General features: G+C 60.1%; 12 protein-coding genes. 5 read left to right on the top strand and 7 right to left on the bottom strand.

Annotation, left to right across the window (positions count from 1 at the left end):
• Both BT204_RS26675 and BT204_RS26680 read left to right on the top strand, forming a co-directional pair.
• Positions 1–1,515: RHS repeat domain-containing protein (locus BT204_RS26675; RefSeq protein WP_139271555.1), on the top strand; the 1,515-nt coding region annotated here is incomplete at its 5' end.
• 7 nt (positions 1,516–1,522) lie between these two features.
• A complete protein-coding gene (locus tag BT204_RS26680) occupies positions 1,523–1,939 on the top strand; it encodes a hypothetical protein (RefSeq protein ID WP_054897067.1) in 417 nt (138 codons plus the stop codon).
• Positions 1,940–2,193: 254 nt separating this feature from the next.
• Here the strand turns inward: BT204_RS26680 and BT204_RS26685 are convergent, their stop codons facing one another.
• The 5 genes from BT204_RS26685 to BT204_RS26705 form a co-directional block, all read right to left on the bottom strand.
• The gene (locus BT204_RS26685; protein WP_054918631.1) at positions 2,194–3,423 is read right to left on the bottom strand and encodes a M20/M25/M40 family metallo-hydrolase; all 1,230 of its coding nucleotides are present in this window, start codon (positions 3,421–3,423) and stop codon (positions 2,194–2,196) included.
• 48 nt (positions 3,424–3,471) lie between these two features.
• Entirely contained in the window at positions 3,472–4,530 is a 1,059-nt protein-coding gene (locus tag BT204_RS26690) for a diguanylate cyclase (protein WP_057977142.1), read from the bottom strand.
• 79 nt (positions 4,531–4,609) lie between these two features.
• The gene (locus BT204_RS26695; protein WP_054918636.1) at positions 4,610–5,242 is read right to left on the bottom strand and encodes a LysE family translocator; all 633 of its coding nucleotides are present in this window, start codon (positions 5,240–5,242) and stop codon (positions 4,610–4,612) included.
• 69 nt (positions 5,243–5,311) lie between these two features.
• Complete coding sequence (locus BT204_RS26700; RefSeq protein ID WP_034127732.1) at positions 5,312–6,181, bottom strand: sugar phosphate isomerase/epimerase family protein; 870 nt, start codon at positions 6,179–6,181, stop codon at positions 5,312–5,314.
• A 27-nt stretch (positions 6,182–6,208) separates the two neighbouring features.
• Positions 6,209–6,391, bottom strand: coding sequence for a rubredoxin (locus BT204_RS26705; RefSeq protein WP_014718115.1), 183 nt, complete (start codon positions 6,389–6,391; stop codon positions 6,209–6,211).
• Positions 6,392–6,549: 158 nt separating this feature from the next.
• Here BT204_RS26705 and BT204_RS26710 point away from each other — a divergent pair, with 158 nt between their 5' ends.
• Positions 6,550–7,980 carry an aminotransferase-like domain-containing protein gene (locus tag BT204_RS26710; protein WP_072448862.1) on the top strand — a complete coding sequence of 477 codons (1,431 nt, stop codon included), beginning with the start codon at positions 6,550–6,552 and terminating at the stop codon, positions 7,978–7,980.
• Positions 7,981–8,031: 51 nt separating this feature from the next.
• Here BT204_RS26710 and BT204_RS26715 read toward each other — a convergent pair whose 3' ends face one another.
• Entirely contained in the window at positions 8,032–9,021 is a 990-nt protein-coding gene (locus BT204_RS26715) for a GlxA family transcriptional regulator (RefSeq protein WP_072448864.1), read from the bottom strand.
• Between the two features lie 109 nt (positions 9,022–9,130).
• Between BT204_RS26715 and BT204_RS26720 the strand changes: the two genes are divergently transcribed.
• Positions 9,131–9,673 (top strand): thioesterase family protein, encoded by a 543-nt coding sequence (locus BT204_RS26720; RefSeq protein ID WP_057977136.1) that lies wholly within the window; start codon positions 9,131–9,133, stop codon positions 9,671–9,673.
• A 9-nt stretch (positions 9,674–9,682) separates the two neighbouring features.
• On the opposite strand, the gene BT204_RS26725 is transcribed toward BT204_RS26720, so the two are convergent.
• The gene (locus tag BT204_RS26725; RefSeq protein WP_054918641.1) at positions 9,683–11,311 is read right to left on the bottom strand and encodes a pyoverdine maturation tyrosinase PvdP; all 1,629 of its coding nucleotides are present in this window, start codon (positions 11,309–11,311) and stop codon (positions 9,683–9,685) included.
• 142 nt (positions 11,312–11,453) lie between these two features.
• Here BT204_RS26725 and pvdM point away from each other — a divergent pair, with 142 nt between their 5' ends.
• Positions 11,454–12,803: a pyoverdine-tailoring dipeptidase-like protein PvdM gene (gene pvdM, locus BT204_RS26730; RefSeq protein WP_072448866.1), complete on the top strand. Its 1,350-nt coding sequence runs from the start codon at positions 11,454–11,456 to the stop codon at positions 12,801–12,803.
• Positions 12,804–12,818: the final 15 nt, after the last annotated feature.

The raw sequence follows: 12,818 nt of genomic DNA on the forward strand, positions 1-12,818 counted from the left end.
GAGCATCAGCGCCAGCAAGGCCAACTGCTCAGCCACTACCACTACGACGACCAGAATCGTCTGCACGCCCACGCCGTTACGCAGCAGCAAAACTATTTCTACCAACGCCAATACGACTACGACAAAACCGGCAACCTTACCCGCCTGCTCGACACCCGCAAAGGCGAACACCTTTACCGCTACGACCCGCTAAACCGCCTGACCCGCGCCGACCACTCCCAGGACGTACAGGAACGCTTCGCCCACAACCCCGCCGGCAACCTGCTGATGCAAGACCGCCCCGGCCCGGACATCGTCGCGGCGAATCGTCTGATGATCCAAGGCGACCGCCATTACGACTACGACGCCTTCGGCAACCTCATCCGCGAACGACGCGGCAAGGGCCAGCAACTCGTCACTGAGTACCGCTACGACTGCCAGCATCGGTTAGTCAGCATCACAAAACCGAACGGCGAAACCGCCAGCTATCGCTATGACCCATTTGGGCGGCGCATCAGCAAGACCGTAGACGGCAAGACCACCGAGTTTTTCTGGCAAGGCGACAAGCTGATTGCCGAACACCATGCAGAGCGCCATCGCAGCTACCTCTACGAACCCGACAGCTTCCGCCCATTGGCGCTGTTGGAAGGTTTCGGTCCACAAGCCACCACGCCCTACCACTACCAACTCGACCACCTCGGCACCCCGCAGGAACTGACCAACCCCGAAGGCGAAATCATCTGGTCCGCCCACTACCGCGCCTACGGCCAGATCGCCCGGCTCGACGTAAGCAACATCGACAACCCGCTGCGCTTTCAGGGTCAGTATTTCGATCAGGAAAGCGGTCTGCACTACAACCGCCATCGCTACTACAATCCAGATATTGGTCGTTACCTGACGCCAGATCCGGTGAAGTTGGCGGGGGGGATCAATGGGTACCGGTATGTGCCAAACCCTACAGGGTGGGTGGATCCATTAGGATTAAGTACCTGCCCAGGGGACCAATGCAAGCCTAACGCTCCTCCTATTCCTCCGAAGCCTAGTGTAAATGAAGGCGCGCCCGCTTTACCTCAACTGGGGCGTACTCAGCGACAGGCGAGAATAGATGAACTGGCAGAGGCAAATGCAAAACGAAAAGTGCTGGGTTGGGAGCAGGAATATGATATGCATTCGGTTGAAAAGCATAGCCCAGAGATACCAGATAACGCTTTAAGGCAACGATCTATTGATGGAACAAATCCGACCACTGGGGAGAGAGAAGCTATCAATTCCAGCTCTCAATTTAAAACCTGGGTGATGCAGCTTAACGCTATAAATAAAGCCATGGGCAGGATGCAGGGCGATTCACCACTTCCTACAGGTTTTGATAGAAGGGGTAACCCTGTGGTTATAGTCGAGCTACCCGGAGCCGGACGAGGCTACAAGCCTAACCACCGAAACTTAAACGACCCTAAGTACATTGAAAATATGGACAGAGCAGAGATCAGATTTGATAGAAACAATCCGACTCGGCCATTTACCGCATTCCCAAAGTGAGCAGACAATGCTGAAGTGCCCATTCATGAACACCCCTTACACCCCTAATATCTCTCATATATTGGGAGCCTTATCGATATACGACCTTGAGGATACAGTTGGAAAAGAACTATGGAAGTACGACCCTAACAATGAGAAAGACAGAGAAAAAATCATAATTTCTTTTGTTCTGAAGGACCTTATGTATTTGTCATACAGACATCGCTTCGTATTAATGGCTGCACTTAGAGATGTGCTAGACAAACCCGACTTCGACTTTTCGAAAGAATTTGAAAGCGATTATGATGAGTACATAACAATGGCTTGGGACGAAACAGAAATAGACGACCCCCGAGGTTTCTTTGCGGACATTTATCGACTGGCCAACGAGGTCTGGAAAGACGACCTTCAAAAAGCCAGTCTCGAAGACCCTTCCACATGGTGACTTCCGCATTGAACGCAGTACTCGATGTCGGAGGGGCTGCCCCAATGCGAGTTACTCAAGCAAACACAACGCTCAAATCAACAAAGATCAAATGTGGGAGCTGGCTTGCCTGCGAAAGCGGTAGTGCAGTAACACATGCAGCGACTGACACACCGCCTTCGCGGGCACGCCCGCTCCCACAGGGGATCTGCGTTTGCCGGACGGGCATTCCTCCCCCATTCAAACCCGATTCGTTCTGCAATCCAGTGTTCTGATCAGCGCTTGGAAAGCTCCATGATCATCCGACTCAACAAATAAACCCGCGGCACCACACTCTCCACCTCGGCATATTCCTCCGCCGTGTGAATATTGCCCCCCACTATCCCAAACCCATCCAGCGTCGGCGTGCCTACACCGGCGGACAAGCTGGCATCCGCCGCGCCGCCGCTGCCTTCGATGGTCAACTTGCGTCCCAGTTCGCCATAAATCCCTTGGGCAATCGCTACCAACTTATCCGACTCGGCGGTCTGCGGCATCGGTGGCAGGCCGCGCTGCAGGCTGGTGTTCACTTCGGTTTCCGGGATCAATTTGTTGGCTGAAACCCGCGCCAGGTCTTTCTCGATCCGGTCGAACTCTTCCGGCAAGGCCGCACGCACGTCGGCCTTGGCGGTGGCTTGGTCAGGGATAACGTTGGTGCGGTCACCGGCCTTGAGCACGGTGAAGTTGATGGTGGTTTTCTTGTCTTCATCGCCGAGTTTGCCCAGTTGCAGGATCTGGTGCGCGGCTTCCATGGCGGCGTTGCGTCCCAGTTCCGGGGCGACGCCGGCGTGGGCGGCCTTGCCTTTGACTTCGACCACCGCGGTGGCGCTGCCTTTGCGCCACACCACCAGGCCGTCGGCAGGGCGGCCGGGTTCCAGGTTCAGGGTCACGTCGTGGCCCTTGGCAGTGTTGCGGATCAGTTCGGAGGCGGCGTCGGAGCCGGTTTCTTCGCTGGCGTCGAGCAGGAAGGTGATCTGCGCGTAATCCTTGAAGCCCTGGCTTTTGAGGACCTTGAGCGCATAGATGCCCGCAACGATGCCGCCCTTGTCATCCATCACGCCGGGGCCGTAGGCGCGGCCGTCCTTGATGTGGAAGGGGCGCTCGGCAGCCGAGCCTTCCTTGAATACGGTGTCCATATGGGCCATCAGCAGGATCTTGGCCTTGCCGGTGCCTTTGAGGGTGGCGACCACATGGCTATTGTTGGCGGCTTTATCCGGCACCAATTCGATGGTGAAACCCAACTGTTTCAACTCATTCACGGCGATATCGCGCACTTGGGTCAGGCCCGGCTCGTAGCCTGAACCCGAGTCGATATTCACCAGGCGCTCCAGCAGCTTCAAGGCTTCGGCCTTGTATTGTTCGGCCTGTTGCTGGATCTGTTTATGAGGCTCGGCGCTGTAGGCCGGCAGGCTGAAAGACAAGGCCAGGGTAGCGGCCAAAAGGGTACGCGGGAACGTGAAGAGCATGGACCGATCCTTGTTTTTTGTTGGAAGGTGCCCCGCCACCCTACCCCACTAAACTGACCGCAACCAACTGCCCTGTACCGAACTGACCCGGTTGCGCCCGCTGCTCTTGGCTTCGTACAGCGCCTGGTCGGCATCGTTGAGCCAACTGATGGAGTCGGCGTGGCTAGGCTGGTACGGCGCCAGGCCGATGCTCAGGCTCACTCGCAGTGTCGGGTCCTGGGCATAGGCCAAGGCGTTGAAGCGACTGCGCAATGCCTCCATCACCTCGGTGGCACGGTTGAGGGGCATATCGGGCAGGATCACGCAGAACTCATCACCGCCATAGCGCCCGGCCAAGTCGTTGGTGCGCAGGTTCTGGCGCAACACCTTGCTCAGTTGGCGCAGGACGATATCGCCAGTCACATGGCCGTAGGTATCGTTGATGGTCTTGAAGTGGTCGATGTCGATCAACGCGATGGCGGCACCGCCCGGGCCACGGCGGCAGCGTTGAAACTCGAGGTCCAGATGGTCCTTCCAGGCGCCGTGGTTGAGCAGGCCCGACAGGCTGTCGGTGCGGCTCAAGGCCAGCAGTTCACGTTTGTGGCGGGCCAAGGTGACGGCCTGGCGGTAGCAGATCCAGCCCAGGGCCAGGGGATACAGCATCAGGATCGGCAGGCAGGCATACAGCTGGGCCTGGGTGGTCACGGCGATAAATCCTGGTGTGAACAGCAGCAACGCGGTGCCCAGCCCCAGTGCCTGCGCCACCCAACCCGCGAACAGGAAACGCGGCCCGCCGATGGCGACGTTGTTCATGCTCATCATCGACAGGGTGGTGACGCTGGGCAGCGGGTTGAAGTGCATCGCGCCAACCCAGAACCCACCGCAAAAGGAATCGAACAGCAGGCTGCGGCGTTCGCTGCGCAAGGTATTGGCCGAGCGCAAAGAACATTGAAAAGCCAGGTGCGGCCACGCAAAGGCATTGATCAGCATCCAGGCCCACACCCACAGGGACGGATTCAACGGATACATGCCGAACGCCACGCACACAAAGCCGAGCGTCAGCCCCAGCACGCGAGATTTGTACAAGCGCAAAGCGAGCGGAAGTCCTTTTCCTCCGACGGCTGGCATGGTGGGGGCGATCCTGGGTGAATGCCTGGAGTCTATCAGGGCGACGTCAAATCGCCACTACCGCTTATTGGCTAATACTTCAGTGCGAAAACCCACGCGCCAGCATCAAGGCGACGCCCAGCAGCAACACGGCCGTGATTCGCTGCAACAACACCCGCCGCTTGGGGTTTTCCAGCACGTGTTTGATGCGCTGGCCGAAATAGCAATACAGGCAGCCGCTGGCAAATTGCAGCAGCAGGAAGGTCAGGCCAAGGATGGCGATGTCCGCCGCCGAACTGTGTTCACCGGCGCCGGCAAACTGCGGGAACACGGCGCTGAACATGATGATGGTCTTGGGGTTGGAAAACCCGGTCAACAGCCCTTTGCCAAACAGGCTGCGCGCGCCCTCGACCTTGTCGGCGTTGTTGATCGACACGCCGCTGCTGGTCCACTGCTTGTAGGCCAGGTAAAGAATGTAGGCCACCCCGACAAACTGGATGGTCTGGGTAATGGCGAGGTTGCCCTTGATCAATTCCGAGAAGCCGACGGCAAAGATCAGGATCGAAATCAGGTACGACACAGTGGCGCCGACCTGCGCCGGGATCGAACTGCGCAGGCCGTCCTTCAAGCCCAGGCTCAACAACAGCAACGTCATCGGGCCCGGACTGAAGGTCATGGTGGCGCAAAACAACAGAAAGTAGAGAAATGAAGACAGGGTTAACGCACTTGTCATGGCCAGCACCTTGAATAAAAAGAAACAGCAGCAACAGGGCGAACGCGGCCAGCGCTCGCCCCCGGCCGATCAGGCGACAGCGATTTCGGTGGTCAGGGAGTCGCGGTACATCACCGCCAGGTCAGCCAGGGCAGCCTTGGCGGTCTGGTTGCGGGTTTCAAACGCGACCAGCCCCTTCCAGTTGGTCTCGACAATGGCCTGCAGCACATCGGCGTAATCGCAGTTGCCGTCATGGATGCCGAAGTGCTGGTCTTGCACGCCGTTGTTGTTGCTGAAGGAAATGCCCTTGATCAAGTGGTGGTATTTGCGCACCACTTCTGCCGGCAGGCCGTTCTCGATGTTGGCGTGGCCGGCATCGAGGAAGAAATACACATTGCTATGGGCTTGCAGGCGCTCGAACACAAAGGCGTATTCGGCTTCATGGGTAAAGATGTAGTGGAACGGCCGATAGTTGACATAGTTGGACAGGTTCTCCAAGTAGATATCCGTGCCCTTGGCCTCGGCATAGCGCGCCAGTTCCTGCACCGACTTGAGGTAATGCTCCAGGGCAACCTTCTTGGCCATCAGCACCATTTTCGGCTCGACGATGCAACCACCGTGAATGATCAACGGCGCGCCCAGGCGGCTGGCGATGTCGATTTCTTTTTTGACGTACTCCACGGCCGCACTACGGAAGGCTTCGACATCACTGCCCAACGGCGCCTTGAAGTTGCCATGGAAAACCGGCTTGACCCCCGTGGCCGCGATTTGCGCCTGCAGGCTCTCGATACGCGCCTCGGTCCAGTCATCGACCATTTCGCCGAACAGGCTGCCGTCGATGTACCAGTGGGTGCAGTCACCTTCGATGGCGGTTTGCAGGCCCTTTTCGGCGCCCAGGTATTTCTGGTGGGCCACACCGGTGCAGAACGGGACGGTGGCGTTGATCAGTTTGCTGTTCATGGGACGATTCCTTTCGTTGATGGAGTGTCAGGCGAATTGACGTTCAGGAAGATTGATGGCCATGAAATCGGCCTTGGTCACGCCGCAATCCGGGCATGTCCAATCTTCAGGCACCTCTTCCCAAGGGGTGCCTGCGGGAATTCCGTCCTCCGGAATACCCAGTTCTTCTACGTACATAAAACCGCAGGGTGCGCACATATAAGTCTTCATGGAAATGCAAAATCCATTGCTCAGGTGTAGGAAATATCGCCATCTCCTGGCGAGATGCCGCGCAGTCTAGGGGAGTGGCATTGCGCAAGGCAGGTAAAGTGGTGCCTAATCCGGCCTAACTTCACCGGTAAAATCACCGGCAAACACAAGGAAGCGTCATGTTTGTATCCGCCATCGCTTTCGTAGAAGGCACGCCCAAGGTCCAGCAGATCGTCGAGGCGTTCAGCCAGGCCATCGAAAATGGCGAATGGGCACCGGGCAGCAAACTGCCATCCGTGCGTGAACTGACCCAGGTCCTCGGCGTCAGCAAGTTCACCCTCAATGAGGCACTGGACCGCCTGCGCGGTCGCCACCTGCTGACCTCGAGCCAGGGCCGCGGCTACTTCGTGGCGATGGACAGCACCCGCCCTGCCTCAGTGACCTGGGTGGACCTATTGCCCCAAGACCTGCTCAGCGTATTGCGCCGGCCCTTGGCCACCGCCAGTGGCGAACTGCGCCCCGGTGGCGGGCACTTGCCGGAGGATTGGCTCAATGGCGAAGCGATCCGCCAGGCCATGCGCAGCGTAGTGCGTGCGCCGTCACTGCGTATCGCCGGGCTGGGCACGCCGGCGGGGCTGTTGCCGTTGCGCCAGGCGCTGCAACAGAAACTGCACGGCGAAGGCTTGTCGGTACCGGTGGAACAGATCATCACCACACCCAATACCGTGCAGGGCCTGGACATGCTCATGCGCCTGCTCGCACGCCCCGGCGACACGGTGCTGCTCGACGCGCCGTGCTACTTCAACTTCCACGCCAACCTGGCGCTGCACGGCGTCAAAGTCGTCACCATTGCACGCCGCCCCGACGGCTTTGACTTCAGCGCCCTCGAACAGCTGCTGGCCGAACACCGCCCCAGCCTGTATCTGACCACCAGCGTGTTGCACAACCCCACCGGCCACTCCTTCAGCCCCAGCCAAGCGTTTCGCCTGTTGCAATTGACCCAGCAGTACCACTGCCACATCGTCGAGGACGACCTCTACGGCGACCTGCACCCCAACCCTCCCCCACGCCTGGCCGCCGTCGCCGGGCTGGACCAGGTTACCTACCTGTCGGGGTTCTCGAAAATCCTGAGCGCCAACACCCGCGTCAGCTACGTGGTGGCCGCTCCGCAACTGGCCGCCAACCTGACCAACATGAAATTGATGAGCGGCGGCGTCACCTCGGAACTGTTCGAACAGATCGTCTACCGCATGCTCAGCGAAGGCAGTTACGCCAAGCACCGCAAACGCATGGTGCAGCGCCTGATGGAAGCCGGTGGGCGCGTCGAACAATGGCTCAAGCGCTGCGGGTGCGAACTGCCCATGGCGTATGAAGGCGGGATGTTCATCTGGGCACGCCTGCCGCCTGGCGTGAACGGCGAACTCCTGGCCCAAGAAGCCCTGAAACGCAGCATGGTACTGGCACCTGGCGCGCTCTTCGGCTACGACCCGGCCCACCGCGACTCAATGCGCTTCAATGTGGCCCACAGCGACGAACCACGGGTACAGCGGGTGTTTGAGGCGCTATTGCTGCACGGTGTTGCACAGAGCAATCCCCGCGCAAAAAAGTGATACACGACCCTGGTGCAGCGCGCCTGCCTACCTGACCGGCATCAAGGCAGGTCAGGACCTCGGTGCCTCAGGTACATAGGCGTCGCCCTGGGCAACCAGGAACTTCTTGCGATACGCCGCCGGCAGCATCCCCACCCGTTGCTGGAACAGACGCCGAAACGAGTTGCTGTCCTCATAGCCCACGGCATACGTGATGCTGGCGAGGGTCATGCGTGTTGACTCCAGCATCTGCTTGGCTCGTTCCAGGCGCAGGGTTTGCAGGTAGCCAATCGGCGTACAACCAGTGGCATCCTTGAAACGCCGCTTGAAATTACGCACGCCAAAACCAAAGCGCCGGGCCACCTCATCGATCACCATTGACTGCGCAAAGTGCTGCTCCAACCAATGCTGCACACGCAGGATCTGCGCATCACCGTGGCTTTTGGGCAGCGACCACATCGCGTAGGCCGACTGCTCGGTGCGGCCGGCATCGATCAGCAAGTACTTGCCGCAGGTATGAGCCAGCTCCGGCGAGCCGAAACGGCGGATCAGGTGCAGCATCAAGTCCATCGCCGCCGTAGCGCCCCCGCACGTGATCAGGCGATTGTCTTCGCAAAGGATCTGCCCCTCATCCAGGCTGACCTGGGCATATCGACGCCGGAAGAACCCGGCAAATGCCCAGTGAGTCGTCGCACGCAAGCCGTGCAATAAGCCGGTCTCGGCCAGCATGAAGGCCGCCGTGCACATCGACGCCAACACGGCGCCCTGCCCATGCTGCTCACGCAACCAGGGGCCGTAGGCAGCAAACGTCGGCATAGCCTCCTTGAGGGTAAAGAGAAACCCGGGAATCAGCACCAGGTCCGTGTGCGCGATCTGCGCCAGTGAACCCTGCACCTGCAGGCGCTGCCCGCCCCATGCTGTCACCGGCTGGCCGTCCATAGACGCGAGCATCACCTCAAACGGCGGGCTGTCAGCGAACAGATTGGCCGCACTGAGCATTTCCATGGCCAGGGTGGCACTGGCAGCGGAACATTGATCCGCCAGGAGCAAGGTGACATGCATGTAAAAACTCCGGCTTGCACTTTTCGCATGTAATAAGTCATTTACGCATCTACCTTAGCCGATCCCACCCCCGTACAGTGCGGCCATTGATCAACTGCCTGGCGTTTTTATGAATCTCTGGTTTCGATTACTGCACATGCTGTTGCGCCGCCCCTGGCGCAAACCGGTTCACGGCCTGGCTACCTCGGTGGTGCGCATGCGTGTCTGGCCGCTGGACCTGGACCTGAACCGGCATGTCACCAATGGCCGGTATTTCACCCTGGCCGATGTGGCTCGCATGGATTTTGTGCTGCGCACCGGCGCCTTTCGCGTGGCGCTGCGCCATAAGGCGATGCCAATAGTCGGCGATACCTGGGGCAAGTTCCGTCGGGAATTGAAGCTGTTCGAGGTATTCGAGGTGCATACCCGCATTCTCGGCTGGGACCACAAGTGGAACCTGATGGAGCACCGCTTCGTCAGCAATGGGCGGGTGGTCGGCGTGGTGGTGATGCGTGGGCTGTTTCGATCCGCCAAAGGCACCCTGCCCCCGGCCGAATTCATCCGCGAGTTGGGCTTGGACGACACCTCACCGCCGATGCCGCAATGGTTGAGCGACTGGGCACGCAGTTGCGATGAGATGAGTGCGCAATTGCGTGAGGAAGAGCAGGTTTAAAAAAACCTGCTAAGCCTCGCGTTTGAGTTTCAGATGCCGCGCATACCATGGCCGCTGCGGCACACGTTTGAACAGCCCCTTGAGCAGCTCTTCATCGGCACCGAAGGTAATGCGCAGGGCCAGCTTCATGATCTCCGGGTCCATTTCCATCGAGCGCCCCTGTTGCAGCCCCGGCGTGGTGCTGCAGCCGTGGGTGTCCGGGCCCAGCCACGGGTCACCTATTTCCACCCAGCGACCTGGCGCAAACCAGGCTACGCCGTTGACTTCCAGTCGGCTCACCTCGCCTGGGTTGAAGCGCTCGTGGGCACGAAACCAGTCTTCGATGCGGTCATCGATCCAGCCGTGGAAATGCCAGAACACCGGGTTCACATGGGATGAAAACGGGTCGCCCAGAAAGTCGTTCTCCGGCGCATACCAACGTGCGGCAAAGTCCGCGGGGTCACGGGCGAAGGGGACCGGGGCGCCGTTGGACGGGTCGCGGGGCACCGAGGCCCAGCGCATATGCAGCCAATCGTGCAGGCCCAGCTCCATTTCCGAGCCCAGTTGGCCCAGGGTCAACTGGGCCAGGTAGCGCGGGTCGCGGTATTGGGATTCCCACACCTGGAAGTTGCTGTGGTAGGTCTCGGCCGCCTTGATATCGCTGACCCACTGGGTGTAGTCGGCGTCATCTGGCGCTGACCAACAGGGCGGCAGTGCGAAACCGTCGTGGTTGTCGAAGTAGCGCACGAAGCCCAGGCGATCCCGCTCCAACGGCGGTTGCGGCTCGGGGAATTGCGGCCAGGAGGGCAAGTCCTGCATGGAACGTGCGGTGCCGAGCATGTGGCGGTGCATGAAGAAGAAGTCGATGCCCGAACCATTACGGTCCTTGCGCTTGCCGCGGGCGTCGCGTTCCTGACCACGGGGCCCCGGTTGCCAGCCGATGCCGCGCAGGGCCTCGCGTTTTTCTTCGGAGAGCTTGTGCCATTGGTCGCGGGTGGCGTGCCACAGTTGGTGAAACAGGCGGTGCTCGGGAGAAATCAGCCAGGCCAGCAAGGTCGGGTTGAGGCCGATGCGCTGGCGGGCTTCGGGGAACAGTTGTTTGTGGGCGATAAAACGGTTGTCGCGTTCGGTCAGCGCCAGGCGCCGCTCAAGGTCGAGGATGTGCCCGCTGAGGGTGGCGCTGCCGGCATTGCCGAAATCGGCCCAGACTTCATCCAGGGTCATCTTGAATTCATAGGCCGGCACGCCGCCGGCTGAATCGCGGTCGATCAAGCGCCAATAGAGCACGGCGCCCTCGCCCGTCAGCACATCACCCAAGACCCGGTAGCGCGGCTCGCCTTCAGCGCGCAACTGCTCGGCGGTGTCCAGGTAACCGCGCAGGCCACGCCCACGGGGAGCGATGTCCAGCAGCAACTCCAGGCCATGCAGCGGCAGGCCCGCAAGGCCAGCATCGCGGCCTTCCAGGCGCAGGCTCCAGACGCCCCGCAGGGTGTTCGCCAGGTGCTGGCCCTGGGTGTCAGCGAGGTCGACCGTGGCTTCGCCGGGGGTGATGGGAAACTCTTCTTCCCGTGTCAACTCGCGATGGGCATAAAAGGCCGCGGGCACGGCTGCACCGGTCAGCGCCAGGCCTGCGATGAACCCACGTCGAGAGATTGTCATTGGCTACCTTAGGAAACGGCTTGATCAGAGCTAGAACGTTTGCAACCCGATGAAATTTACCGCCCTGCCCCCGCCACCTAAATTTCCCCCGTCATCGCTCGTCCTTCCCTGATAGCAAAGGCCTCAACTGACTGAGATGGCAATGACAAAATCACGTTCGAAAAAGGCGCTGTATATCGGCCTGCCGCTGGCCCTGGCTATCGGCGCCGGGGCTGGCTTGCTGGTCTGGGATCAGTGGTTCAAGGGCAACGCCGGCTACCCGCTGGAGGTGATCAAGCAGGCCAATGAAATGCAGGATCGCCTGTTGTCATTTGACAGCCACATCACCCTGCCCCTGGATTTCGGCACGGCGGGCAACGAGGCCGACAAGGATGGCAGCGGCCAGTTCGACTTGGCCAAGGCCGCCCGCGGTCGATTGTCGGGCGCCGCGCTGACGATCTTCGGCTGGCCGGAAATCTGGAACGGCGCCAACGCTCCGCACAAACCCACCGATGGTTTTGTCGAAGAGGCCCGCCACGAGCAGGAGGTGCGCTACAAGATCATCTCCGGCATGGTGCGTGACTTTCCCAACCAGGTGGGCATTGCCTACACCCCGGACGATATGCGCCGCCTGCACGGCGAAGGCAAGTTCGCGATTTTTATCAGCATGCTCAACGCCTACCCCCTGGGCAATGACCTGAACCAGCTGGACCTGTGGGCCGCACGCGGCATGCGCATGTTCGGGTTCAGCTACATCGGCAATAACGCCTGGTCCGACTCGTCACGCCCGCTGCCGTTTTTCAATGACTCCCCCGACGCCCTTGAAGGCCTGTCGCCGATCGGCCAGCAGGCGGTGCATCGTCTCAATGACCTGGGCGTGATCATCGATGTGTCGCAGATGTCGACCAAGGCCCTGGAGCAGGTCGCGCAGTTGAGCCGCACGCCGATGGTGGCGTCCCATTCGGCGCCTCGGGCGTCAGTGGATATCCCGCGCAACCTCAGCGACAAGGAACTGCAACTGATCAAGAACAGCGGCGGCGTGGTGCAGGTGGTCGGCTTCCCCGCTTACCTGCGCCCTTTGAGCCAGCCGACTCAGGACAAGCTCAACGCTCTGCGCGCACGCTTTGACCTGCCGCCACTGCCCAACCTGGCCATGGCCTTGATGCCCGGCGATGCAATCATTGCCGCCTGGCCCGAGCAACGCTTCGGCCAATACGCCAGCGCGCTGTACGGCATTCTCGAGGAAGAACCCAAGGCCACCCTCAAGGACCTGGGCGACGCCATCGACTACACCGTGCGCAAGATCGGCATCGATCATGTCGGCATTGCCTCGGACTTCAACGACGGCGGCGGCCTCCAGGGCTGGGAGAACGTCGGCGAGGTGCGCAACGTCACTGCCGAACTGATCCAGCGCGGCTACTCCGAAGCCGATATCGCCAAGCTGTGGGGAGGCAACTTCCTGCGGGTGTGGGACCAGGTACAAAAAGCCGCCAAGCCATTGGCCAATCGCTAACCACCACGAAGTAAG

This window comes from Pseudomonas sp. NFPP02 (assembly GCF_900119355.1).
GTDB lineage: Bacteria > Pseudomonadota > Gammaproteobacteria > Pseudomonadales > Pseudomonadaceae > Aquipseudomonas > Aquipseudomonas paracarnis.

What these genes read in the sequence shown, in the direction of transcription:
- BT204_RS26705 (WP_014718115.1), bottom strand. Translation starts at nt 6,391, where the DNA reads ATGAAGACTTATATGTGCGCACCCTGCGGTTTTATGTACGTAGAAGAA.
- BT204_RS26715 (WP_072448864.1), bottom strand. Translation starts at nt 9,021, where the DNA reads ATGCATGTCACCTTGCTCCTGGCGGATCAATGTTCCGCTGCCAGTGCC.
- BT204_RS26725 (WP_054918641.1), bottom strand. Translation starts at nt 11,311, where the DNA reads ATGACAATCTCTCGACGTGGGTTCATCGCAGGCCTGGCGCTGACCGGT.
- BT204_RS26695 (WP_054918636.1), bottom strand. Translation starts at nt 5,242, where the DNA reads ATGACAAGTGCGTTAACCCTGTCTTCATTTCTCTACTTTCTGTTGTTT.
- BT204_RS26720 (WP_057977136.1), top strand. Translation starts at nt 9,131, where the DNA reads ATGAATCTCTGGTTTCGATTACTGCACATGCTGTTGCGCCGCCCCTGG.
- pvdM (WP_072448866.1), top strand. Translation starts at nt 11,454, where the DNA reads ATGACAAAATCACGTTCGAAAAAGGCGCTGTATATCGGCCTGCCGCTG.
- BT204_RS26685 (WP_054918631.1), bottom strand. Translation starts at nt 3,423, where the DNA reads ATGCTCTTCACGTTCCCGCGTACCCTTTTGGCCGCTACCCTGGCCTTG.
- BT204_RS26700 (WP_034127732.1), bottom strand. Translation starts at nt 6,181, where the DNA reads ATGAACAGCAAACTGATCAACGCCACCGTCCCGTTCTGCACCGGTGTG.
- BT204_RS26710 (WP_072448862.1), top strand. Translation starts at nt 6,550, where the DNA reads ATGTTTGTATCCGCCATCGCTTTCGTAGAAGGCACGCCCAAGGTCCAG.
- BT204_RS26690 (WP_057977142.1), bottom strand. Translation starts at nt 4,530, where the DNA reads ATGCCAGCCGTCGGAGGAAAAGGACTTCCGCTCGCTTTGCGCTTGTAC.
- BT204_RS26680 (WP_054897067.1), top strand. Translation starts at nt 1,523, where the DNA reads ATGCTGAAGTGCCCATTCATGAACACCCCTTACACCCCTAATATCTCT.